Origin of the sequence: Sphingobacterium cellulitidis, assembly GCF_043187465.1 — a bacterium.
GTDB lineage: Bacteria > Bacteroidota > Bacteroidia > Sphingobacteriales > Sphingobacteriaceae > Sphingobacterium > Sphingobacterium cellulitidis.
In genome coordinates, this window is record NZ_CP171136.1 from 1,230,302 (window position 1) to 1,254,453 (window position 24,152).

17 protein-coding genes are annotated in these 24,152 nt (G+C 37.9%); 12 read left to right on the plus strand and 5 right to left on the minus strand.

What is annotated here, in order from left to right:
* The first annotated feature begins 7 nt into the window (after window positions 1-7).
* From rlmB to ACF3OC_RS05330, 4 genes are all read left to right on the plus strand, one after another.
* Window positions 8-784, plus strand: coding sequence for a 23S rRNA (guanosine(2251)-2'-O)-methyltransferase RlmB (rlmB, locus tag ACF3OC_RS05315; RefSeq protein WP_094280362.1), 777 nt, complete (start codon window positions 8-10; stop codon window positions 782-784).
* Between the two features lie 60 nt (window positions 785-844).
* Entirely contained in the window at window positions 845-1,411 is a 567-nt protein-coding gene (locus ACF3OC_RS05320) for an HPP family protein (protein ID WP_094280363.1), read from the plus strand.
* Window positions 1,412-1,597: 186 nt separating this feature from the next.
* Entirely contained in the window at window positions 1,598-2,968 is a 1,371-nt protein-coding gene (locus tag ACF3OC_RS05325) for a S41 family peptidase (RefSeq protein WP_094280364.1), read from the plus strand.
* A 130-nt stretch (window positions 2,969-3,098) separates the two neighbouring features.
* Window positions 3,099-4,631 (plus strand): glutamate racemase, encoded by a 1,533-nt coding sequence (locus ACF3OC_RS05330; RefSeq protein ID WP_392471053.1) that lies wholly within the window; start codon window positions 3,099-3,101, stop codon window positions 4,629-4,631.
* 39 nt (window positions 4,632-4,670) lie between these two features.
* Here ACF3OC_RS05330 and ACF3OC_RS05335 read toward each other — a convergent pair whose 3' ends face one another.
* Complete coding sequence (locus tag ACF3OC_RS05335; protein WP_094280365.1) at window positions 4,671-6,500, minus strand: DEAD/DEAH box helicase; 1,830 nt, start codon at window positions 6,498-6,500, stop codon at window positions 4,671-4,673.
* 465 nt (window positions 6,501-6,965) lie between these two features.
* On the opposite strand from ACF3OC_RS05335, the gene ACF3OC_RS05340 reads away from it, so the two are divergent.
* Both ACF3OC_RS05340 and ACF3OC_RS05345 read left to right on the plus strand, forming a co-directional pair.
* Window positions 6,966-8,456, plus strand: coding sequence for an amino acid permease (locus ACF3OC_RS05340; RefSeq protein ID WP_094280366.1), 1,491 nt, complete (start codon window positions 6,966-6,968; stop codon window positions 8,454-8,456).
* 70 nt (window positions 8,457-8,526) lie between these two features.
* The gene (locus ACF3OC_RS05345; RefSeq protein WP_094280367.1) at window positions 8,527-8,889 is read left to right on the plus strand and encodes a VOC family protein; all 363 of its coding nucleotides are present in this window, start codon (window positions 8,527-8,529) and stop codon (window positions 8,887-8,889) included.
* Between the two features lie 68 nt (window positions 8,890-8,957).
* Here the strand turns inward: ACF3OC_RS05345 and ACF3OC_RS05350 are convergent, their stop codons facing one another.
* From ACF3OC_RS05350 to ACF3OC_RS05360, 3 genes are all read right to left on the minus strand, one after another.
* Window positions 8,958-10,274 (minus strand): OmpA family protein, encoded by a 1,317-nt coding sequence (locus tag ACF3OC_RS05350; protein WP_094280368.1) that lies wholly within the window; start codon window positions 10,272-10,274, stop codon window positions 8,958-8,960.
* A gap of 106 nt (window positions 10,275-10,380) precedes the next feature.
* Complete coding sequence (locus ACF3OC_RS05355; protein WP_094280369.1) at window positions 10,381-11,238, minus strand: universal stress protein; 858 nt, start codon at window positions 11,236-11,238, stop codon at window positions 10,381-10,383.
* A gap of 13 nt (window positions 11,239-11,251) precedes the next feature.
* Window positions 11,252-12,091 (minus strand): universal stress protein, encoded by an 840-nt coding sequence (locus ACF3OC_RS05360; RefSeq protein ID WP_094258206.1) that lies wholly within the window; start codon window positions 12,089-12,091, stop codon window positions 11,252-11,254.
* Between the two features lie 134 nt (window positions 12,092-12,225).
* Between ACF3OC_RS05360 and alaS the strand changes: the two genes are divergently transcribed.
* From alaS to ACF3OC_RS05390, 6 genes are all read left to right on the plus strand, one after another.
* Window positions 12,226-14,841: an alanine--tRNA ligase gene (gene alaS, locus ACF3OC_RS05365; RefSeq protein WP_094280370.1), complete on the plus strand. Its 2,616-nt coding sequence runs from the start codon at window positions 12,226-12,228 to the stop codon at window positions 14,839-14,841.
* Window positions 14,842-14,845: 4 nt separating this feature from the next.
* Window positions 14,846-15,952: a TlpA disulfide reductase family protein gene (locus tag ACF3OC_RS05370; protein WP_094280371.1), complete on the plus strand. Its 1,107-nt coding sequence runs from the start codon at window positions 14,846-14,848 to the stop codon at window positions 15,950-15,952.
* Window positions 15,953-16,054: 102 nt separating this feature from the next.
* On the plus strand, window positions 16,055-16,747 hold the full coding sequence (locus ACF3OC_RS05375) for a response regulator transcription factor (RefSeq protein ID WP_094258209.1): 693 nt from the start codon (window positions 16,055-16,057) through the stop codon (window positions 16,745-16,747).
* 129 nt (window positions 16,748-16,876) lie between these two features.
* On the plus strand, window positions 16,877-18,718 hold the full coding sequence (gene glmS, locus ACF3OC_RS05380; protein WP_094280372.1) for a glutamine--fructose-6-phosphate transaminase (isomerizing): 1,842 nt from the start codon (window positions 16,877-16,879) through the stop codon (window positions 18,716-18,718).
* Between the two features lie 4 nt (window positions 18,719-18,722).
* Window positions 18,723-20,876: a DUF4954 family protein gene (locus tag ACF3OC_RS05385; protein WP_094280373.1), complete on the plus strand. Its 2,154-nt coding sequence runs from the start codon at window positions 18,723-18,725 to the stop codon at window positions 20,874-20,876.
* Between the two features lie 134 nt (window positions 20,877-21,010).
* Window positions 21,011-22,639, plus strand: a complete 1,629-nt coding sequence (locus ACF3OC_RS05390) for an IS1182 family transposase (RefSeq protein ID WP_392470412.1) — start codon at window positions 21,011-21,013, stop codon at window positions 22,637-22,639.
* 86 nt (window positions 22,640-22,725) lie between these two features.
* On the opposite strand, the gene ACF3OC_RS05395 is transcribed toward ACF3OC_RS05390, so the two are convergent.
* The gene (locus ACF3OC_RS05395) at window positions 22,726-24,120 is read right to left on the minus strand and encodes a DUF1080 domain-containing protein (RefSeq protein ID WP_094280538.1); all 1,395 of its coding nucleotides are present in this window, start codon (window positions 24,118-24,120) and stop codon (window positions 22,726-22,728) included.
* Window positions 24,121-24,152: the final 32 nt, after the last annotated feature.

Genomic DNA, 24,152 nt, shown 5'->3' on the forward strand with positions numbered 1-24,152 from the left:
ATTACACATGCAAAATTTTCAACGTAGGGACAGGTCGGAGAAACGAGAAACCAATCAAATGGTTTTTGGTATTCGTGCTGTCATGGAAGCTATTGATAGCGGGAAGGAAATCGAATCCTTATTTGTTCAACGCGGGTTATCAGGGCCATTGTTTGCAGAGTTCAAAGCTTTGGTCAAGGAACAGAATATAGCTTATCAACAAGTTCCTATTGAAAAACTTAACCGAATTACACGTAAGAACCATCAAGGGATTATTGCGGTTATTTCACCGATTACCTATCAAGATATTGAAGATTTATTGCCAAGTATTTATGAAAAAGGAGAGACTCCTTTGTTATTGATGTTGGATGGGGTGACTGATGTACGTAATATGGGCGCGATAGCACGTACTGCGGAATGTGCGGGTGTTCATGCGATCATTGTTCCTAAGAAAGGGTCAGCGGAGATCAATCCAGATGCGATCAAGACTTCTGCAGGAGCCTTATATAAGATTCCAGTTTGTAGGCAAGACTCCTTGCCAAGAGTGGCGAGATATCTAATTGATTCAGGAGTTCAATTGGTGGTGAGTACGGAGAAAACAAAAGAATCAATTTATGATGTAGATTATACAGCCCCTAGCTGTATTATTATGGGTGCAGAGGATGTAGGCGTTTCAGATGATTTGATTCGTATTTCTGATAAACTGGCTAAGATTCCGATGTTTGGTGAGATTGAGTCGCTTAACGTGTCTGTTTCGGCGGCAGTAGTGATTTATGAAGCAGTTAGACAACGCAATATTTCTTAAAATTAATTGGAAAAATTAAGGAAATCAGTAAGTAGGCAATTTCGAGTCTATCGCTATGTGATGTATCGAGAGACCTTAGTTGACATCAGAGAGCATATTTGGTCCTTTTTTGGGGCATTTATAGGGATTGGGATTATTGCTTTCCTACAGTCCTTGCAATTTTCGGGATTAGAAAACGTATTCTTGATTGGCTCCTTTGGAGCCTCTGCTGTTTTAGTATATGGAGCGATCCAAAGTCCATTAGCCCAGCCAAGAAACCTGGTTGTCGGTCATGTGGTATCTGCTATTGTGGGGGTAACAGTTGCAAAGCTATTGCCGGACGTTATTTGGATGACGGCACCATTAGCCGTAGCCAGTTCGATAGTGGCGATGCAGGTAACACGAAGCTTACATCCTCCGGGCGGAGCTACTGCTTTAATTGCAGTGAGTGGAGGAGTTAAAATAACGGAACTAGGCTATTGGTATGTTCTTTCCCCTGTGTTTTCTGGCGCATTAATCTTATTGTTGGTCGCATTGATTTTTAATAATATCACAAAAAAGAGACATTATCCAGTTCGATATTCCAGGTTGAGACGATCTAGACGAAGGCAATTGAGACAACGGTTTCAGCGGAATCATTCAGCATAATTTTCACAATTTATTGCAGGATAACTGAATTCCTACCTTTTACTAGCTTCTTTAACAGGTTCAAAAATCTATTAAGATCAAGTGTAAAAATTTTGCCCTTTCAAAAAAAATCATAATTTTAAGGTGTAACCATCATACTATACTAGAATTGTGAGAATTTTATTTTTGATTATTTTGACATCTTTGATGTCGATAAGTAATATCCTAAAAGCCCAAATCCCAAATACAATTTCACCTGTTGACAAGCAATTTGGCTTATCCAAGTTTTGGAGCGATGTAAATAATAATTTTGTTTATCTATATAAAATAGACCAGGAACAATGGAACCAGGCTTACAGGGAAGCCATTACTGCAATTCAAGAGACCAAAAACGATTATGAATATTTTAGGGAATTGCAGAGGTTATGTGCTCTATTAAAAGATGGTCACACCCAGGTTTTCCTTCCAGAAGCTTTAGAAAATCAAATCATGATCACGAATTTCGGCGAATATCGCATATTGCTCAGCCAGGTCCAAGGAAAGGTCTATATAACTAATGTGAATAAAAGTAAATCCCAAATTATTCCAATAGGAAGTGAAGTTATCAAAGTCAATGGGATGCCTACTAAGGAATATCAACAGCAGTATGTTTTGCCTTTTATTTCTTCTTCCACTGAAGGGGATTTGCTGAATAAAGCTGCTTACAATTTATTATCAGGTTTTGATGGGGATCAGTATCGCATTGAAATAAAAACCCCAAAGGGAAAGATTGAGCATTTTACTCTCACCCATAGTGAAGCCTTGGAGAACGAATGGAGTTCTATTCCAAAGGGAAATCAAAAGCTTTCGGAATTTAAATGGTTAAAGGGCGAAATTGGATATTTTGCCATTCGAAGTTTCGATGATGTCTCGGTTGTTCAGGATTTCGAAGAAAATCTTCTAGAATTGCAAAAAGCTAAAAGTATTATTATTGACCTTAGGGATAATGGTGGTGGAAGCGGAAGAAATGCACTAAATGTGGCGAAATACTTTGTCGAAGGTGATAGTATTTATGGTGCAAGGAATTATAGTCGTGAAATTATTCCAACTGAGCGTGCGATTGGCTCCTTTTTAACAGCACAGGATACCATAAATGGTAAAGAGCAATGGGGGCTTTCCAAAGAGGAAGCTACGAACTTGTATAAAGCATACTCTGGTACAAAATTCCATTCTTATGAGTATAAAGCTAGCTACGTCCAAACTAAAGTTAAATTAAAGGTTCCAGTAGTTATTCTCACGAATAACAATACTGCTTCTGCAGCAGAAGATTTTTTAATCTACTTATATAATCAAAAAAATATCATCAGAATCGGAGAGTACAGTAATGGAAGTACCGGTCAGCCGCTGCAAATTAATTTGCCAGCTAATTCAACAGCATGGATATGTACTAAGAAAGTAACATTGGCAAATGGTGAAGAATTTGTAGGAATTGGAATAAAACCTAATGTTCTTGTTGAAAAGGATTTACAGGATGTAATAAATCCGTCTAAATATGATTCCCAATTAGAAGAAGCCATAATTTATCTGAAAGCTAAGTGATTGGATAAATATTAGTTAGAAGTATATCAGATATACTTCTTTAAATTCATGAAAAATTGCACGTTTATGCGTTATTTGTTTTGAAATTAAGAATAAACAAATAACTTTACGGTAATCTACCGAATGTCCAATGAAACACCTAACCCTGATGAATAGCTTTGCTATTTTTGCATTATCGCTTGGCAGTACATTTTGTGTTCAAGCTCAATCCTCATTACAAATTGAAAATGCGATCCTGAAGGATCAAAAAAGTTTTTATTACATCAATTTCAAGGAATACCCCAAATCATTAAAGAATCTACCTATTGGAGTTTTTGACTCTGGAACAGGAGGTCTAACAGTCTTAGATGCCTTAGTTAATTTTGATGAGCATAATAACCATTCAAAAAGTAATGGCAAGGATGGGATTCTAGATTTTAGAAACGAGAATTTTATTTATTTGGCTGATCAGGCAAATATGCCCTATGGAAACTACCATTCAGCAAAAAAAGACGATTTATTGATTGAGCATATTATTAAGGATTTTCAGTTTTTATTATCGAATAAATACTATCCGAGTTATGATTCACCAAAGTATAAATCCGATAAAGAGAAGGTAAAAGCGATTGTGATAGCTTGTAATACGGCCACTGCTTATGGATACAAGGATGCCGAAGCATTTATGAATAAAACAAATTTGAATGTTCCTGTAATAGGTGTTATCAATGCGGCTGCTAGAGGTACTTTAGCGTTGTTTGATAAAAATGAATCAGGATCAATTGCTGTGTTTGCCACGGTAGGTACAGTTGCCTCGGGAGGATATGAGAGGACATTGCGAGAACAGATTTCACAATTGGGTTTAACAGGAGATATCCAAATATACAATCAGGGTGGTCACGGCGTGGCGGAGGCAGTTGATGAGGAGCCTGATTTTATCAAGCGGAGTGCACAAGACCCAAGATCAGATTATCGCGGTCCTGCCTTGGATAATAAAGACTTTCAAATAGATCGCACCTTATTGGATATCTATAATTTTAACTTTGATAAAAATCAAATGTTATGCGATAGCAAGGATACGGAAGACTGCAGTGTGATGCAGATAAATTCATCGGAGAATTATATTCGTTATCATTTAGTGAGTCTTTTGGAGCAAATGCGAAAAACCGAAGGAGCGAAACCTTTGAAATCTATGATTCTAGGTTGTACGCATTATCCATATCTAGTTAAAGAAATCAATCAAGTACTAGCTGAGTTGAAAGAGTATAAAGGGAATGATGGTGAGTTAAAGTACAAGGCATTGATAGATGATGAGGTGCATATTATAGATCCTTCCGTTTTTGTTGCCAGAGAATTATATGAGGCACTTGAGCAAAAGGATTTATTTAATGGGAAAGGGGATATGTTGAGAAATTCAGAGTTTTATATTTCCGTTCCAAATCAGGATAATAGGTCTGTTGAATTAGAGGGGCAGGAGGCGAGATTTACGTATAATTATAAGTATGGTCGTCAGGAAAATGAAATTCAGGAGTATGTTAAGGTTGTTCCGTTTGATAAAGGGAATGTTTCGGAGATGACATTAGATCGATTTAAAGCTGTAATTCCGAATACGTATGAATTAATGCGTAATTTTTCGAATGGAAATAAAAAGATGAAGAAGCATAAAGAAAATATCAGAATAAAATAAAAAAAATAAGCTCCTAATTAGGAGCTTATTTTTTTATGCTTAAAATCTACTTCTAGATTCTCTGTCTCTACGTTTTCCTGAGAAATCACGGAAACCACCACCAGAACCGCCTCTGTCGCCACCTCTATCACTTCTGTCTCTACGACCAGATCCACCACGCGAACCTCTGTCACCACCTCTATCACCTCTGTCTCTGCGGTCACCACCACCACCTCCAGAGCGACGTCTTCCGCCTCTGTCTGAAGAAGGTCTGTCACCAGAAACTTCGATTCTTACATTTCTTCCGTTGAAATCAACGCCTTTAAATCCTTGGAATACACTATCCACGTCAGCATCTAATACTTCGAAGAAAGTGAATACACCTTTAAGGTCTATTTTACCAACTGATTTTCCGGAGATTTTACCTTTATTACAAATAAAAGAAAGCATTTCTCCACGGCTGAACTCATCTACTGATCCAAGGTTGATAAATAATCTAGTATAACCTTTAGATCCAGTACGACGCTCACCTCTTTCAGAACGTTCTCCTCTCGCTTCGCGAGCTTCCATGTTCAAGTCAGGAGCATCTTGATAATAGTTCAAGAATCTGTTAAATTCTAGGGATGCAAATCTTTTGATTACCTCTTCTTTGGATAGGTCTTGAAGACTTTCCATAATTTGAGGTAAGAAAGCATTGATTTGCTCCTCATGTACTTCTACGTTGTGAACTTTGTCTACGATAGAGAACAATTGTTTTTCACATACTTCAGTACCTTGAGGCACTTGTTTGCGGATAAACTCTTTTCCGATAATCTTTTCGATATGACGGATTTTACTCATTTCTTTCACATTGATTAATGAGATAGAAATACCAGTTTTACCGGCACGAGCAGTACGACCAGAACGGTGCGTATAGTTTTCCACTTCATCAGGCAATGAGTAGTTAATAACGTGAGTTACGTCATTTACGTCAATACCACGTGCAGCAACGTCCGTAGCGATTAGAAGCTGTAAGTTGCGCTCGCGATAACGTTTCATTACCTTATCACGTTGCTGTTGCGAAAGATCACCATGTAGAGAGTCGGCGTTATAACCGTCTTTGATCAATGCTTCAGCAATTTCTTGGGTTTCAATTTTAGTACGACAGAATACAATACCAAAGATATCAGGATAGAAATCGACAATACGTTTAAAAGCAGCGTATTTGTCTTTTGCTTTAATCATGAAATATTGGTGTTCAATATTTTCGTTACCCGTATTTTTAGTACCTACAGTCAGTTCTTGCGGATCAGTCATGTAGTTTTGTGCAATACGGCGCACTTCTTTAGGCATAGTTGCAGAGAACAACCATGTCTTTTTGTCGTCAGGAGTTTCCGAAAGGATATTGTTGATGTCCTCTTGGAATCCCATGTTTAACATTTCGTCAGCTTCGTCTAGCACTACATAGCGAACATTGGAGAAATCGATGGCATTACGGCCAATGATGTCCAACATTCTACCTGGAGTTGCAACAACGATTTGAACGCCACGACGAATCTGGCGTAATTGATCACCGATATTGGCACCGCCATAAACGGCAACCACATGTACGTTATCGATGTACTTGGCAAATTTTTCTAGGTCTCTTGCGATTTGCAAACATAGCTCACGCGTTGGACATAGAACCAATGCTTGAGGTTGTTTTGATGAAAAGTCTAGTTGTTCTAAAAGTGGAAGACCAAATGCCGCTGTCTTCCCTGTACCTGTTTGGGCTAATCCGACAAAATCGTCGTTACCAGTCAGTAATACAGGAATGGCTTTTTCCTGGATGGGAGAAGGTTTCTCGAAACCTAACTCAGTGATGGCATTAACAATCTCATGACGGATTCCCAGTTCTAAAAATGGGTTCATGAAATAAAATATACAATAGGCACAATTGCCTAAGGCGGTGCAAAGGTAACCACAATAATTGATATATCCTAATTTTCAATAGCTTGAGGATTAAAAACTGCCATTTTTATAAAAAATAGTTGAATTGGTGATATTCAGTGAATTAAAATATCTTTATTAAAAATTTATTCTTATCTGTTGATATAAGGTATTGGTTTAAAAATCAATACTTTTAAAATAAAATCATTGATATTTTACAAAATGAAGTGAGGAGGCAAATATTTTTCAATAATAATATTTTGGAGATATTAAAAATAGCCAAAATATATTCTGATAAATAATTTCAATTAAGAATTATTATAAAACAATTGCGGGTTATTAGGGGAAATTTGAACTAATTGGGAGAGTTTGTATTGAATTTATAATGATTCGTTAATTATTTTAATTTTTTTGTAGGTTTGATTCTTTAATTATTCATCTAAATTTATGTGGTATAAAAAATCAATTTCAAAATTAGTTTCTGAGGCGGAGCAGAGTGGGGAAGGTACGCTGAAGCGGACCTTATCGAGCTCGGGTCTTATTGCCTTAGGGATTGGGGCCATTATTGGAGCTGGATTATTCTCGCTGACGGGGATAGCAGCAGCAGACCATGCTGGACCTGCAGTAATGATTTCATTTATTATTGCAGCTGTAGGATGTGCCTTCGCGGGTTTGTGTTATGCTGAATTTGCTTCGATGATTCCGGTTGCGGGGAGTGCCTATACGTACTCATATGCAACAATGGGGGAGTTTATGGCCTGGATTATTGGTTGGGATCTTGTCTTGGAATATGCATTGGCGGCAGCGACAGTTGCAGTCAGCTGGTCTCAATATGTGAATGAGCTGTTCTTGCTCCTGGGCATACATCTTCCTCCAGAAGTTCTTTCGGGACCTTTTGAGGGAGGCGTGATTAACTTACCTGCTATCATAATTGTTTGTTTGCTATCCTTATTATTAATGCGAGGAACACAAGAGTCTTCCTTTGTGAATAATATTTTGGTTATCCTGAAGGTAGCCGTAGTAATTTTATTTATTGTATTGGGATGGCAGTTTATTGACCCAGCAAATCATAGCCCATTAATTCCAGTAAATGAAGGTGAGGAGATGGTTAAAAATGGTCAGATGGGATTTTGGGAGTTCTGGAATAGTGATTATCGGGGACACTATGGCTGGACTGGGATTCTTCAAGCTGCAGGGGTAGTATTCTTTGCATTTATTGGATTTGATGCGGTCAGTACAGCAGCTCAGGAAGCCAAAGATCCTAAAAAAGGAATGCCAATTGGGATTATCGGTTCTTTGATAGTCTGTACTATTTTATATGTTTTGTTTGCATACGTAATGACTGGATTAGCACCATATACTATTTTTAGTGGGGATGCGAAACCAGTTGCAACAGCATTTGAAAAAACAGGATATCACTTCTTGAATACAGCGATGATTGTGACTATTATTGCTGGATATACCTCTGTAATCCTAGTGATGTTATTAGGTCAAAGTAGGGTGTTCTATTCGATGAGTAAGGATGGATTGTTGCCAAAGTTATTCTCTGATTTATCAAAGAGACAAACTCCTTGGAAAACAAACTTGATTTTCATGGTTTTTGTAAGTTTATTCGCGGGATTTGTTCCAGTATCTGATTTAGGACATATGGTGAGTATAGGAACATTATTTGCCTTCACCCTTGTTTGTATTGGCGTATTGGTATTGCGTAAAACTAATCCTACCATTGAAAGACCATTTAAAACACCATTGGTTCCATTAGTTCCAATTTTAGGGATTTTAGTATGTGTCTTGATGATGGCTGGTCTTCCGATAGAAAGTTGGGAACGATTAGGGATCTGGATGCTAATTGGGGTTGTCCTCTATTTCTTATATGGACATAAACATTCAAAAATCAGAAAAGAGAAAGAAGCAGAAGCTTCAGGTTCTTCTGAATAAAAAAAGATAATATTTTTTTTAAGGGGTAGAGCATTTGCTTTCTACCCCTTTGTTTTTTTAACTTAAGGGTATGAAACTAACAGCTATACAACCCATATTATATAGCAAGGATATTGAGGAATCAATTATTTTTTATTGCGAGGTATTAGGATTCAGGTTAATTTCTAGTTCGGAGAATTTAACCTGGGTCAGATTTCAAAAGGATGAAGTACAACTCATGGTATCAAAAGCTCCAGATTCTGTTTCCTTTAGCAAGCCGGTGTTTACGGGGAGTTTATATATGGTTTGTGAGGATGTTTCCGCTATTTGGGAGGCACTAAAAGATACTGTTGAGGTATGTTATGAGCTGGAAGATTTTGAATGGGGGATGCGGGAGTTTGGTATCTATGATAACAATGGATATGTCTTGCAATTTGGCGAGGAAATAAAATAAAAAAGAAGACCTGCTAGCGCAGGCCTTCTTCATGATTGTATGTTGTTTAGCTTATTGCGAATTTATTCTTAGAATAAAGTGAACTCAACACGACGATTTAACTGACGTCCTTCTGGAGTACTGTTAGTTGCAATAGGTTGGTTAGGGCCATATCCAGTTGCTTCGATACGTGACGCGTTAGCTCCTTTAGATACTAAGTAAGCTTTTACTGATTCAGCACGTTCTTTAGATAAACGTAAGTTCAATTGTAATGAACCAGTGTTATCTGTGTGACCAGCCAATTTCAAACTGAAGTTTTTCTCGATCAATAGAGCAGCCACTCTGTTTAAAGATTCGTAAGATGTAGGACGAATAGTTGCTTTGCTCAAATCAAACTCAAGGTTTTTAATAGCTTCATCCACTACTTTTCTATCTTCTTCGGTAACAACGATTTTTTCAACTACTTTAGTTTCGTGTTTAACTTCAGGAAGAGGACATCCAGCACCATCAACTTTAGTTCCAGCTGGAGTGTCAGGACATTTATCAAATTTATTTGCTACCCCATCACCATCGTTATCTTCCAAACCAGCATTGATTTCGTCCATATTAGATTGTAATTTTTCATTAGCAGCAACTAAAGCATCACGTTCAGCTTTTAACTCATCATATTTTGCTGCCATTGTTGCGACAGGGTTTGAATTACCTAAGTAAGGTTTATTTCCATCACCTAAAGCAATCTCTAAACCAGCATGAGCGTAAGAGAATAGGTCATTTTTGTATTGGCCTCCGCGGATACCGTCGAAGTTTTGGTTAGCCCAATTCAATTGATAGCCTAAATCAACGTTAATACCACGTGCAACAGCGAATTTTAAACCAGCGTCAACAGGCACAAAAAGTTTTGTTTGAGAATCAGCGGTTGTTGAAGTTTCACCTTCAGTAAGGGTTGTTTCAGAATTCAATGCACCAATACCTACTGCGAAGTAAGGTTTGATGATGCTGTTAAAGAATCTCCAGTTCGTATTAGCTGCTGTAAACTCACCTGATAAAGCAGCAGACCAAGGAGTTTTAGTTTCGAACTCAATTCCTTCATCTTCATTTACACCACCAACTTTACCGCCCATATATTGAGCTTTAAGTCCGAAAGAAGGTGAGATTTGCTTTTTAATGTAAGCGGAGTAACCAACGTTGTGGTTTAATTTATCGAATCCAGCTCTGTTGAAGCCGAAAATATTGGATTGGTTTAGCACTCCTGCATTTACTCCAACTGACCAAGTTCTGTATTGCGAAGTTGGACCCAAAATGGTAGTACCTTCAACGGTTGCCGTGTTGGTTTGAGCGAAGGTTGCAGAAGAAATTAAAATAGCTGCGGCAATTGCGCTGGCTTTTTTAAAGTAGAGTGTTTTCATAATGTTATATGCTTTTATGTCTTTGGCAAGGCAAATTTGTTGCCAAAACAATTCGTTTTGGCAACAGTGCATAAAATATCATGTGTTTGTAGTCAAAATTCTATACCTATCCTTTCAGTACTCTGGCGAAAAAGGTTGGAATTTGAATGTTAAAAGCCATTTTCTTAATTACATTTGACTCCGTCAATTGTCTGAAAACACTTTTTTTACTTTTAGTAAGAATTAAAATATCTACTTGTTCATCTAATAGGACAGAGGTTATTGCTTGGGCAACGGTTTCTTTTTGTCTCATGAACAAAGTTTGAGGCTTGATAATATAAGAGATATCTGAAATACCTAATTCAGATTCAATTCTATCGATCCAATTTTTAAAATCAGCATCAATATCCTTTATAGGTCTATCCGTTGTGTTAACATGGATTAAAATCAAACGGTAATCAGTTTTGAACAAAGGGATTGCTTGTTGTAATGCAGTTAGCTCAGCCTCCTTGAAATTACATAACAAGGCAACATTGTCTTTTTTGAATTTTGTTGATGTTTCAGGAACTGCTAAAACTGGAGTAGTGGTATTAGAAATGGTATCATAAGTATTGCTTCCAATAAATACAGCATCTAATCCAGAAGCACCATGTGTCCCCATTACAACGGCATCATAAGCAGTAGCGTTGGTTACAGCCTTGATTTCATCATATAGGTTTCCATCTTTGAAAATGCTATTTAGCTTTACAGACGGGAATTCTTGCTGATATTTTTCAAGAGTTGCAATCATATTCTGTTCAGCTTCTGGAACTCTAGGGTCATTTAAAGGAGTATCTCCTTTAACATTCGCATAGGTATTTGAATGTTGTGAGAACACATGAATCAAGTCAATTTCCTGACCTGTTTGCTGAGCGATTTCAGCAGCATAATGGATTGCGTTATCAGAATTCTCACTAAAGTCAATCGGTATAAGTAATTTACTCATGCTGTATAGTTTTTTAAATTTTGTCGAAAAATGCGGGTTTGTTTAATTCTAGGGCTAAAGCCTTAGAAACAGAACGCTTAAACAATCTTTCGAAGAATGTTTTTCTACTTGGTGTGATTAATATAATTTGAGGGTTGACCTCAGAAATGATCTTACTCACCATTTCAGGGACAGAATCCAATTCAATGTCTTCTTTGTTGATAGGTTCGGCAATTGTTAGAACCTCGTGAATGGCTCCCATTTCACGAACATTATAAGCCCAAGAATTTAAATCATCTTTTACATTTTCTGGCTTAGGCCCATCTTTGAAAACATGGATTAATGTAAGGTCGTTCGGAATTCCGATTATTTCTTGAAACTCTTTTAGAGTATCAAGTTCGGCAGCTTTAAAGTTTGTTAATAAGGCTGCGTGGTTAATATCAAAAGTAAATGCTTGATTAGGAATAACGATTACTGGCACTTCTGATTTGGAAGCGACAGCGACGGTTGTCGAGCCCCAGTATAAGGATTTCAATTGACTGGCTCCAGATGCTCCCATGACAATTAAGGCATATTTCCCAGATTGCGATAATTCAGTCAATTTATCAATGATTAAACTTCTGGAGCATTCAATACTGATATGCAGATCAGGATATGATTTAACCAGTTGTGTTTGGAGTTCCTGAATTTTTTGATCCGCCAATAAGCCGGAACCATTGCTTTCCTCAGAAGAATCTTCACCGACAGAGCTTGTCGTATAGCAATGTAGTAGGTGGATGTTATGACCTTTTCCTTGGGCAAGTTGGCATGCATAATCGGCCGCGAATCTTGCATTTTCAGAAAAATCAGTTGGGACAATAATTGTCATTTCCATGAATTATTTTGTTGTGTGTTTTTCCTGAGATAAATTTAGTAAAAATATGCGTCATATTAATAAAAATTGGCTTGAAGGGGGAGTTTCCTCATCAAATTTAAGTAAGTTTGCAGCTAAAATTAGATACGAATTAAATGACTAGTAGAGATATACGTCAAGCCTTTTTAGATTTTTTTAAAAGTAAGGGGCATCAAATTGTTCCATCAGCACCTGTAGTAGTGAAGAATGACCCTACATTAATGTTTACAAATGCAGGGATGAACCAATTCAAGGAGTTGTTTCTAGGAGAAGCTGTAGCAAAATATCCTCGTGTTGCGGATACTCAGCGTTGCCTTCGTGTTTCTGGTAAGCATAATGACCTTGAAGAAGTAGGGATAGATACCTATCACCATACCTTATTTGAAATGTTGGGGAATTGGTCATTTGGTGATTATTTCAAGAAAGAAGCGATTGAGTGGGCGTGGGAACTTTTGACGGAGGTATTAAAATTAGATAAGGACCGTTTATATGTCACTATTTTCGAGGGAGATGCAACAGAAGGATTGCAAAGAGACGAAGAGGCCTTCAATCTTTGGAAAGCATTAATTCCGGAAGATAGAATTCTATTAGGGAATAAAAAAGATAATTTCTGGGAGATGGGTGACACGGGTCCATGTGGTCCTTGTTCCGAGATCCATTATGATATGCGTTCAACAGAAGAACGCGAAGCAGTAAAAGGCCAGGATTTGGTAAATATGGATGATCCGCAGGTTATTGAGATCTGGAATCTGGTATTTATGCAGTTCAACAGGCTAAAAGATGGTAGCTTGGTTTCCTTGCCAGCTAAACATGTGGATACGGGAATGGGCTTTGAACGTTTGGTTCGTGCTATCCAAGGGAAATCTTCGAATTATGATACAGATGTTTTTCAACCATTGATTCAATTTATAGCGAAGAAATCAGGAATTGAATATGGAGCAGACGAAAAGACAGATATCGCAATGCGAGTATTATCTGATCATATTCGTGCTGTTAGTTTTGCGATTGCAGATGGGCAATTGCCATCAAATAATAAGGCAGGATATGTGATCCGTCGTATTTTAAGACGAGCGGTTCGGTATGCTTATACTTTCCTTCATTTTAAAAATCCATTTATTCATGAATTAGTTCCAGTATTGGCAGAGCAGTTCAAAGGTGTTTTTGATGAGTTATACCAACAACAGGATTTTGTTGAAAAGGTGATTTTGGAAGAAGAGGTTTCGTTTTTGAGAACCTTAACCCAAGGAATTCAACGTTTTGAATCTTATGCAAGTGATAATAAGACCATTGACGGTGAATTTGCCTTTGAACTATTCGATACTTTCGGATTCCCAATTGACTTGACCGAATTATTGGCAAGAGAACAAGGGTTGAGCGTTGATATGAATGGATTTCAACAAGCATTATTGGCGCAAAAAGAAAGATCGAGAGCAGCGACAGCAATTGATACTGGAGATTGGGTTTTGGTGAATGATGATGAAGAAAGTGAATTTGTAGGTTATGACTCCTTAAATGCTAATACTGAGATTGTAAAATATAGAAAAGTTTCAAGTAAAGGGAAGGATCAATTCCAGTTGGTATTGACTGAAACACCATTCTATGCAGAAGGTGGGGGTCAGGTTGGTGATAAGGGCTATATTCGATCGTTGGATACCAATGAAAAAGTAAGTATTATCGATACGAAAAAAGAGAATGGATTGTTCATTCATTTTGTGAACCAATTGCCTTCTGTATTAACAGGAAGTTTTGAGGCAGTTGTGGATGGACAGAAAAGAAAAGATACAGAGGCGAACCACTCGGCTACGCATTTGCTACACGCTGCATTGAAGCAGGTATTAGGTGACCATGTGAATCAAAAAGGTTCATTGGTTTCTCCAGATGTTTTACGTTTTGACTTTTCTCATTTTGCCAAATTAACTTATGAGGAAATTAAGCAAATCGAGGATATTGTCAATGCGAAGATCAGACAGGATATTCCATTAAAAGAAGAGCGCAATGTGCCATTCCAAAAGGCGATTGACTCGGGAGTTACTGCATTGTTTGGTGAGAAGTATGGTGATCATGTTCGTGTGATTACATTCGACGATACTTATTCCAAGGAATTATGTGGTGGTACTCACGTAGCTGCGACGGGTCAAATAGGATTCTTTAAAATTCTTTCAGAATCAGCGGTTGCTGCAGGTGTAAGAAGGATTGAAGCCATTACAGGTACACGCTCTGAGTTGGTTATTCGGGAGCATTTTGAATTATTGGATAACTTAAAGGAATTGATGAACAATCCGAAGGATTTTGTTTCAGCACTTTCCAAGTTGTTGGATGAGAATAATTCATTGAAGAAAGAAATTGAGAATTACGTAAAAGAGAAGTCTCAGGGTCTTAAGGATGAGATCGAGAAGAAGTTAGAAAAAGTTGGGGATATCAACTATGTTGCTACGATTGTTGATCTTCCGAGCGTGGATGCTGTGAAAACATTGGCTTATACCTTAAAAGGAGCGATTAATGATATTTTCATTGTCTTAGGTGCAGTCATTGATGGTAAGCCAAGCATTACAGTGATGATTTCTGATAACCTGGCAAAGGAAAAAGGAATGCATGCTGGAAATATCGTTAGGGATTTAGCGAAGGAAATCCAAGGTGGTGGAGGTGGTCAACCCTTCTTTGCTACTGCTGGAGGTAAGGATGCTTCAGGTTTAGAAAAAGCCATTTCAAAATCTAGAGAGTATATAAAATAAAGGAATGAAAAAGTTTGCAGTACAAATTGGATTAGTAGGACTATTGGCAACAACATTTGCTGCCTGTTCAAATTCTGATACCATTCAAATTTCTGGAGTGATAGAAAACCCAGGTAATGTAAAAGTCGTTAGCTTTTATGAGGGTGATCAAAAGTTAGATTCCACGTTTATTGCAGATGGTAATAGGTTTAAATTTGAGAGACCAGCTACCCAAGAGCGTTTGCTTACATTGGCAGTTGGGAAAAATAGATATCCCATAATATTAGAACCAGGTAAGGCCGTTGAATTCAATGTTAATCTACAGAGTCCAGACCAGTATGATATTCAAGGTTCCGAGTTATCTCAAAAATTAAAGGAATTTGCTGTTCAGAAATCACGGATTGATTTTGTGAGAGATTCCTTGCAACAATCATTTTCCAGTGCGACGGCGGATATGGATGCCAATGGTATTCAAAACCTACGTTCGGAGATGTTGATGAAGTTTGAGCCATTCTTTAAAAACTATATTGCTGAGGCGGTATCATTTGCACAAAAGAATAATGATTTAGCAGGTTTTTATGTCATGAGCACTTTGGATCCTGAAATGGCCGAGCCAGAATTAATAGCCTACGCTGACAAGATTAAGGATGAATTTCCGAACAACCGCTTTGTCAATGAGTTTAAGACAGAGGTTGATAAGTTGAGGAAATTGGCTGTTGGTCAAGTAGCACCCGAGATATTGGCTTATACACCAGATAATAAAACCGTTAAATTGTCTGATTATAAAGGGAAATATGTTTTGGTAGACTTTTGGGCTTCCTGGTGTATGCCATGTCGGGAAGAGAATCCTAATATCGTCAAACAATATAATGCTTTTAAAGATCGTAATTTTACTGTTTTAGGAGTTTCATTGGATAATAACCCAGGTTCATGGATGCGAGCGATCGAAGATGATAAATTGACTTGGACCAATATATCTGATTTACAGGCTTGGAGTTCGCCATTGATTATTGATTATTCGATAAAAGGCATCCCTGCATCATACTTATTAGATGAGCAAGGAGTGATTATTGCTAAGAATTTGAGAGGTAAGCAATTAGAAGATTTTTTAACGAAAACCTTAATAAAATAAGAATAGATTGTTAAGTCTATTTTAAGGCTTAACAATTTCATAACTTTTAGGTAACTTTATTTTATAATTAAGTATATACCTTTAGCAAAAAAAACAGCTTATATGGCCAATAATCAAAAGATTCTTGTGGTTGATGATGAATCGGATATTGTCGAACTTATTTCGTACAATTTAACCAAGGAAGGGTACCAAGTATATACGGCTTCGAATGGGAAAGAAGCTATTAAAGTAGCCAAAGAGGTTTTTCCGGACCTTATCATCTTAGATGTGATGATGCCTGAGATGGATGGGATAGAAGCTTGTCGATTAATGCGTTCTATGCCTGAATTCAAACAGGTTTTTATGGTTTTCTTAACAGCGCGGAGTGAGGAATATTCTGAGATTGCTGGTTTTCATGTAGGGGCAGATGATTATATTGCGAAGCCTATCAAACCAAGGGCATTAATGAGTCGGATTAATGCGATTTTAAGAAGAAATACAACGGAGGTCATCGATGATCAGGTGACTGATAAATTAGAGATTGCGGACCTAGTTATTGATAGGGATTCATTTTTGGTATTTAGAGGGGATGAGAAGTTCGTTTTAGCGAAGAAAGAATTTGAGTTATTATATCTACTCGCTTCGAAACCTAATAAGGTCTTCACGCGGGAACAGATTTTAAAAGCGATATGGGAGGATTCAGTCGTTGTTACAAATCGGACCATCGATGTACACATTCGAAAGCTCCGAGAGAAGATCGGAGATAGCTATGTCACTACGGTAAAAGGGGTTGGCTATAAGTTCGAACTTGAATAAAAAAATATTAATTACAAAACCGGACCAGATTGGTTCGGTTTTTGTTTTTTAATGCGCGCAAACGATTGCATGAAGAAATTTTATATATTTATTCAATATTTTAAAACTTAAATTAAAAGAGAACAAAGTATGTGTGGAATTGTCGGTTATACCGGAACTCGCCAAGCCTATCCCATTGTGATAGATGGCCTAAAGAAATTAGAATATAGGGGTTATGATAGTGCGGGTGTTGCACTTCAACAGGGAGATTCCTTGATGGTCTATAAAAAAGCAGGTAAAGTAGCTGCACTTGAAGAATTTGTTGGAGACCAATCTACTGCTGGCACAACGGGAATTGGTCACACACGTTGGGCGACGCATGGTGAGCCTTCGGACCGAAATGCGCATCCTCACTATTCCAAATCAGGGAAACTTGCGATGATCCATAATGGTATTATCGAGAATTATGCCCAACTGAAAAACGAACTTACTAAAGCTGGATACGAATTTAAATCAGATACCGACTCAGAAGTCCTTTTAAACTTTATCGAAGATATTCAAGCAAAAAATGAATGTGGATTAGAAGAAGCAATTCGTATTGCCTTGAAAAGGGTAACAGGAGCTTATGTGATCTTAATCATTGCTGCCGATCAGCCAGATACGATCATTGCTGCCCGTAAGGGAAGTCCTTTGGTAATTGGAATTGGAAAAAATGAACATTTCTTAGGTTCTGATGCTTCCCCAATGCTTGCTTACACCAAAGAAGTGGTGTATATCAATGATTATGAATTGGCTATCGTAAAGCCGGATGAATTAATCTTGAAGAATTTAGGAAATGAAGTAATTACTCCTTTTGTTCAAAAGTTGGATATTGAGTTAGCTGCGATTGAAAAAGGAGGTTATGATCACTTTATGTTAAAAGAGATCTTTGAGCAACCCACTACGATTGCAGATTCACTTAGAGGACGATTGATTTTAAATGAACATCGTATTATTCTGAGTGGAGTAGATGCCATCCAAGATAAATTAGCAAATGCTCGACGTATCATTATTGTAGCATGTGGAACCAGTTGGCATGCTGGTCTTGTTGCAGAGTATCTAATCGAGGAGTTATGCCGGGTGAATGTGGAAGTGGAGTATGCATCTGAGTTCAGATACAGAAATCCAGTAATTGGTTCAGATGATGTAATCATTGCTATTTCGCAAAGTGGAGAGACAGCTGATACCTTAGTTGCATTAGAACGTGCTAAAGCGCAAGGGGCTACTATTTTCGGCATTGTGAATGTTGTAGGTTCTTCGATCGCTAGGATATCCCATGCGGGATGTTATACCCATGCTGGACCAGAAATCGGTGTAGCGAGTACAAAAGCTTATACTGCGCAGTTGGCTGTATTAATGTTGTTTGCATTAAAACTTGCTAAGGCAAAAGGAACTATCAGTGACGAACGATTTGATGAATTATGTAAAGAGTTAAACGATATCCCTGAGAAAGTTCAATGGGTATTGGACAACGAAGTAGATAATATTAAAGCCATTGCTTATAAGTACAAGGATGCACGCGATGTTCTATACTTAGGTCGTGGCTATAATTTTCCAACGGCATTAGAAGGAGCCTTGAAATTAAAAGAGATTTCATATATCCATGCTGAAGGATACCCTGCTGCTGAGATGAAGCATGGTCCAATCGCCTTGGTTGATGAAGAATTACCAGTAGTTTTTATTGCGAGTAAAGATGCTTACCATGAAAAAATCGTAAGTAATATCCAAGAAATCAAAGCCAGAAAAGGTATGGTTATCTCTGTTATGACAGAAGGAGATGAAATCACACCTAGCATCTCCAATGATGTGATGGTTGTTCCAGAGGCTGATGAAGTTATAGCTCCATTATTAACGGTAGTGCCATTGCAACTACTGTCCTATTACATTGGGGTATACCGCGGTTTAGATGTTGATAAACCAAGGAATTTAGCTAAATCAGTAACTGTGGAATAGTATTATGGGATATATAATAAAATTACCATTAAATCGGATCGGGTATGACTTCATACCCGCCGAATATTTACCAGAGGGGAAGAATGAATACTACCTTCGGTTTGAACAAAATAAATCCAACAAGCAATATCGTAATCTAACCGAGGAGGAAATTCGTATTCTCGAGCTAAATCATAATGAATCTACCAATTGGAATGATGTCCTGGTTACAGATAAATTTCTTCCAAGACAGATCAAAAGATCTAAGTTCTTTGGTTTGATTCGGATTGGTGATATGGAAGAGGTTTATCTTGAATATCGAGATATCCGCTTACCGGCAGGGATTTATAATTCTCAAATTATTTCTTGTGATCTTGGCGACTGTGTGGCACTGCATCAAGTCCGTTATATTGCTCATTTTATTGTTGGAAATGAAGTAATTTTATTAAATGTTAATGAGATGGAGACCAGTTCCAATGCTAAATTCGGGAACGGTATCTTGAAGGCAGGAGATCCTGATACAAGTCGGATATTTTTAGAATTATGTAATGAAAATGGAGGTCGCGCCGTATTGCCATTTGATGGCATGCAAGCGGCTGATGTCTATCTTTGGACGCGTAATCGTCAAGATAAGGAACTTCAAAAGCGGTTTTATGATATTACCAATGAAAAATTCAATGATATCAGGGGCTATTACAGCGAAATCGGAGACCGTACAGTTATCAAAAATTCGCATACTTTCAAGAATGTTAAAATCGGTTCTGATGCCTATATCAAAGGAATCAGTAAATTGAAGAATGTGACCATTAATTCCACTTCGGAGGCTTATACTCAAATAGGCGAGGGCTGTGAGTTGGTAAATGGTATCATAGGATATGGTTGTCGTGTGTTTTATGGGGTTAAAGCTGTTCGTTTTATATTATCCTCTTATTCACAGTTGAAATATGGTGCGAGGTTGATTAACTCATTCTTGGGAGATAACTCCACTATTTCTTGTTGTGAGGTGTTGAATTCACTTATTTTCCCTGCACATGAGCAGCATCATAATAACTCCTTTTTATGCGCAGCATTGATAAAAGGTCAAAGTAATATGGCTGCGGGTGCTACAGTAGGTTCGAATCATAACTCAAGAGGTGCAGATGGTGAAATTATCGCAGGTCGAGGCTTTTGGCCAGGCTTATGTGTGAGCCTGAAACATAACTCTCGATTTGCCTCCTATACCTTAATTGTAAAAGGTGACTTCCTGCATGAATTGGATATTAAATTTCCATTTTCATTAGTAAGTAATGATGTTACTCATGACCGCCTGATTATTGTTCCTGGTTATTGGTTTATGTATAATATGTATGCATTAATGCGTAATACCAATAAGTTCCTAAGTCGTGATAAGCGTTCATTTAAAAACCAATATTTTGAATATGATATCCTAGCTCCGGATACAGTGAATGAGTTGTTTACTGGGATAGAAGAGATAAAGGTGGCTGTTAAAAAATCTTTGCAGACAGCTGATCCTTTAGCTTGGTTGGAGAGTTCAGATAAATCATCGGAGGAAATCTTCTTGGATAATGCTGAATTTTCAAAGCGGAAAGTAGTATTGCTAAAGCCTAAAGAGTCTTATCAATTATTCAAAAAGTTGATTCGATATTATGCAGTTTGTCAGGTTTTGGATTTGATAGATCCAGCTGATTTTACAAACAGTATTCGTACAATAGCATCTAAGGGTTTGGTAAGAGAGGAGTTTGAAAACGTTGGAAGTCAGTTGGTTCCTGTGAATAAATTGAACTCTTTATTACAGAATCTAAAGGATAAAAAAATCAATTCATGGGATGAGGTTCATTCGAATTACCATCAATTGAGTAGTGAATATATCCAAGATAAGCTTGTACACAGTTTAGCATCCTTGCAAGAGATTACGGAGACAGATTCCACAAATTGGGATTCAGATTTCTGGAATACTCTATTTGATGAAGCATTGGAGACCAAAAGGTGGATATGTGATGAAATCTATAAATCAAGAAGCAAGGATTATCACAATCCATTTAGGTTAATGGTTTATGAATCTGAAGCTGAAATGAATGAAGTTGTTGGGCGACTTGAGGATAATAGTTTTATCAACCAGCAGGCTGCTGAATTTGAAGGATTTCAATCTAAAATAAAAGATTTTAAATCAAGCTTATAAGGTCTGCATTTGATAAAAAAAGAGGCTGTCTAATAAGGTCTCTAAAAAAAAATAACCCCGTCATTAAAAAATGGCGGGGTTTTCTGTTTTTTGTCCTTAAGATTTAGTATCTTAAGGTGCACCCAAAAAACAATATGGCAAACATACAATTCAAAGCTCTTCCATCCAATAGTCCGAGTCTATTTCCTGAAAATATTTTTGATCGTATTCCATTGAACCATCCTGTTCGGTTGGTGAATCAGGTTGTTGATCAGTTGGATCTGGATCATATTATCCGACTTTATAAAGGGGGAGGCACTACTAGTTTCCATCCCCGGATGCTCATCAAAGTGTTGTTCTACGCCTATTTAAGCAATATCTATTCTTGCCGAAAGATTGAACGCGCCTTACAAGAGAACATCTATTTCATGTGGCTTTCTGGCAACAGTACCCCTGATTATCGTACGATCAACTATTTCAGGGGGAAGCGTCTTAAGGGGCAAATACAGGAGTTGTTTGCAAGTATCGTCCGGATGTTACATGAAATGGAGTACGTCAGCCTGAAAGTTCAGTATGTTGATGGTACCAAGATCGAATCTGCAGCTGGTCGTTATACGTTTGTATGGAAGAAATCGGTTGAGAAAAACAAGGTAAAGTTAGAAGCGAACATCGCTTCGGTTCTTGCCGATATTGATGCGCAGATTACCCAAGACCAATCTACATTAGGCAATCAAGAAGTTAGCAAGGCTATCGACAGCACGCAGCTGAAGGAAAAGATCAAAGCGATCAATGCAAAGCTCAAAGTGGCCAATAAGTCTACCGATAAGCAGCTTAAGAAACTCGAAGATGACTACTTGCCACGATTGCAGAAATATGAAGAACAGCTGAAAATACTAGGGGATCGCAATAGTTATAGTAAGACCGATACCGATGCTGTGTTTATGCGCATGAAAGAGGATCACATGAAGAACGGTCAACTCAAACCCGCCTACAATACACAGATCAGTACCGAGGAACAGTTCATCACCCATTACAGTATCCATCAGACTACCGCAGACACGACAACCCTACCGGAACATTTGGAAGGCTTTGAGTCCCGTTACGGAAAACAAAGTGAGTCAATCGTCGCAGATGCCGGATATGGCAGTGAGCAGAACTATGAGTTGTTGGAAGGACAGGATATAACCGCTTTTATCAAGTACAATTACTTCCATATGGAGCAGAAGCGAAAGCATAAGCAGGATCCTTTTTCGGTACAGAACCTATATTACAATGATCAGGAGGATTTTTATGTGTGTCCGGCAGGACAGAAACTAAGCTTTGTCGGACAAACAACCAGGGTCAGTACCAACGGATATGCCGCCCAGGTGAGCTGCTATCAAGCTCAGCGATGTGAGGGCTGTCCGATGCGTGATGGGTGTCATAAAGCACAGGGCAATCGTCTGATTGAAGTCAATCACCGCCTTGCTTGGCTCAAGGCTAAAGCTAGAGAAAGACTACTATCGACACAAGGGCTATACCATCGAAGCAAAAGACCCGTGGAAGTCGAAGCGGTATTTGGACAGATGAAAAGCAACAACAAGTTTACCCGCTTTAGTATGAAAGGACTCGAGAAAGTTACTGTGGAGTTCGGATTGATGGCTATTGCCCATAACCTAAGAAAATGGGCAAAAAAGTGGAAAAACAAAACTTTAATTGGTAAACCTGGTGGCAACAACTCCCTATTTGCGATAAATCAAGCTATCAGCGTGATGAAAAGTACAGAAAATCGACTTGCAGCTTAATATTGTTTATGAAAATATAATTGAGATCAAGAAAGGTATTAAAATAAAAGAAGGTGCCTTTTTAGACACCTTCTTTTTTTATGCTCTTAAAGTTCTTTAATTTTTATACTTCTAAAGGCTACTGCATCTCCATGATCCTGCAATAGGATATGACCTTGTTCAGCCTCACCAAACTTATTCCAATCCTTATACTTACTTCCGGCAACGAGTTTTCTGAAATCATCAGAGCCACGCACGAATTCCAACATTTTGAAACCGTTTAAATAATAGGTAACGTGGTTATCAGGAGTAACTACGATTCTGCCGCGGTTCCATTCACCAATTGCTTTCCTTGGTCTTGGGTTACGGTCGGAAGTAATCAGGTCATAAAGGGAAGCCAAAGTACGATTGCCATCCTTTCCTAATTTAGCATCTGGGTGAAGTTCATCATCCAGGATTTGATATTCTGGACCAATTGCTGAGCCAGCTGTCTTTTCATCCAAGGTAACGAAGTATTTAACTCCAGAGTTTGCTCCAGGAGTCAATTTGAAATCAAAAGCAAGATCAAATGCCTTATATTGTTTATCGGTTATGATGTCACCACCATTCGTGGATTCGGCGCCATCTGATTTTTGAACTTCGATTAAGCCATTTTCAATTTTCCAACCTTTCTCAGGGAATTTATCTCCACGAGCACTATGCCAACCCTGACTGTCTTTTCCATTAAATAATAAGCTATAACCAGCTGCTTTTTCTGCCTCTGACAGATCGTTGGACTTTGTATTTACGATATAAATATCCTGAGGAAATTCTTGAGGTTTTAAGTTACTGGTTTGGATCTTAATATTTTTAAAATAAACTTTTTTACCATCCAATGAGTCAGGGATGCTATGTACTTGAAGGGCTATAAATCCAGAATCATCCAAACTATCAATTACAAAAGCAGCTGGCACACCATTGACCCAAGTTTTTGTTACATTACCAATGGCCTCAATACGAAAATGATTAAATTCATTGGGCTTGAAGGCAGTTTTTGCTGCAGGGTTCAATTCCAAAGGATATAACCACTCGCGACGACCTTCATCATATATTCCACCAGTCCAAGCTCTGTTCGTAGGGTCAATATCAAGTTGTCTTCCATAAACTCTACCGCTACCATTATTTGCTGTTGAATCAAAATGGCTCCGGGTTTGAATTCCAGAGTTGGTCGTACTTCCTTCTAATTTTACATCCAATTCTAAAATAAAGTCACCATATTCTTTTTCAGTCACCAAAAAGGAGTTGGGTGTACCTTTGGTCATTACACCAACGATCGCATCATCTTCAACATGATAGTCTGCTTTTCCAGCTAAACTTTTCCAGCCACTGAGGTCTTTGCCATTGAATAAATTTTCCCAGCCGTCCTCTGTCTTTTTTTCTTGCTGACATGAAATGTTCAAGGAAGTCAGTAAAAGTAGACTGAGACTGCTGCTGAATATAGATTTCAAATAGGTTTTTCTCATCATTTATGTGTTTTGTGTAACAGGTTTATAGT

What these genes read in the sequence shown, in the direction of transcription:
- rlmB (WP_094280362.1), top strand. Translation starts at nt 8, where the DNA reads ATGCAAAATTTTCAACGTAGGGACAGGTCGGAGAAACGAGAAACCAAT.
- ACF3OC_RS05320 (WP_094280363.1), top strand. Translation starts at nt 845, where the DNA reads ATGTATCGAGAGACCTTAGTTGACATCAGAGAGCATATTTGGTCCTTT.
- ACF3OC_RS05325 (WP_094280364.1), top strand. Translation starts at nt 1,598, where the DNA reads ATGTCGATAAGTAATATCCTAAAAGCCCAAATCCCAAATACAATTTCA.
- ACF3OC_RS05330 (WP_392471053.1), top strand. Translation starts at nt 3,099, where the DNA reads ATGAAACACCTAACCCTGATGAATAGCTTTGCTATTTTTGCATTATCG.
- ACF3OC_RS05335 (WP_094280365.1), bottom strand. Translation starts at nt 6,500, where the DNA reads ATGAACCCATTTTTAGAACTGGGAATCCGTCATGAGATTGTTAATGCC.
- ACF3OC_RS05340 (WP_094280366.1), top strand. Translation starts at nt 6,966, where the DNA reads ATGTGGTATAAAAAATCAATTTCAAAATTAGTTTCTGAGGCGGAGCAG.
- ACF3OC_RS05345 (WP_094280367.1), top strand. Translation starts at nt 8,527, where the DNA reads ATGAAACTAACAGCTATACAACCCATATTATATAGCAAGGATATTGAG.
- ACF3OC_RS05350 (WP_094280368.1), bottom strand. Translation starts at nt 10,274, where the DNA reads ATGAAAACACTCTACTTTAAAAAAGCCAGCGCAATTGCCGCAGCTATT.
- ACF3OC_RS05355 (WP_094280369.1), bottom strand. Translation starts at nt 11,238, where the DNA reads ATGAGTAAATTACTTATACCGATTGACTTTAGTGAGAATTCTGATAAC.
- ACF3OC_RS05360 (WP_094258206.1), bottom strand. Translation starts at nt 12,091, where the DNA reads ATGGAAATGACAATTATTGTCCCAACTGATTTTTCTGAAAATGCAAGA.
- alaS (WP_094280370.1), top strand. Translation starts at nt 12,226, where the DNA reads ATGACTAGTAGAGATATACGTCAAGCCTTTTTAGATTTTTTTAAAAGT.
- ACF3OC_RS05370 (WP_094280371.1), top strand. Translation starts at nt 14,846, where the DNA reads ATGAAAAAGTTTGCAGTACAAATTGGATTAGTAGGACTATTGGCAACA.
- ACF3OC_RS05375 (WP_094258209.1), top strand. Translation starts at nt 16,055, where the DNA reads ATGGCCAATAATCAAAAGATTCTTGTGGTTGATGATGAATCGGATATT.
- glmS (WP_094280372.1), top strand. Translation starts at nt 16,877, where the DNA reads ATGTGTGGAATTGTCGGTTATACCGGAACTCGCCAAGCCTATCCCATT.
- ACF3OC_RS05385 (WP_094280373.1), top strand. Translation starts at nt 18,723, where the DNA reads ATGGGATATATAATAAAATTACCATTAAATCGGATCGGGTATGACTTC.
- ACF3OC_RS05390 (WP_392470412.1), top strand. Translation starts at nt 21,011, where the DNA reads ATGGCAAACATACAATTCAAAGCTCTTCCATCCAATAGTCCGAGTCTA.
- ACF3OC_RS05395 (WP_094280538.1), bottom strand. Translation starts at nt 24,120, where the DNA reads ATGAGAAAAACCTATTTGAAATCTATATTCAGCAGCAGTCTCAGTCTA.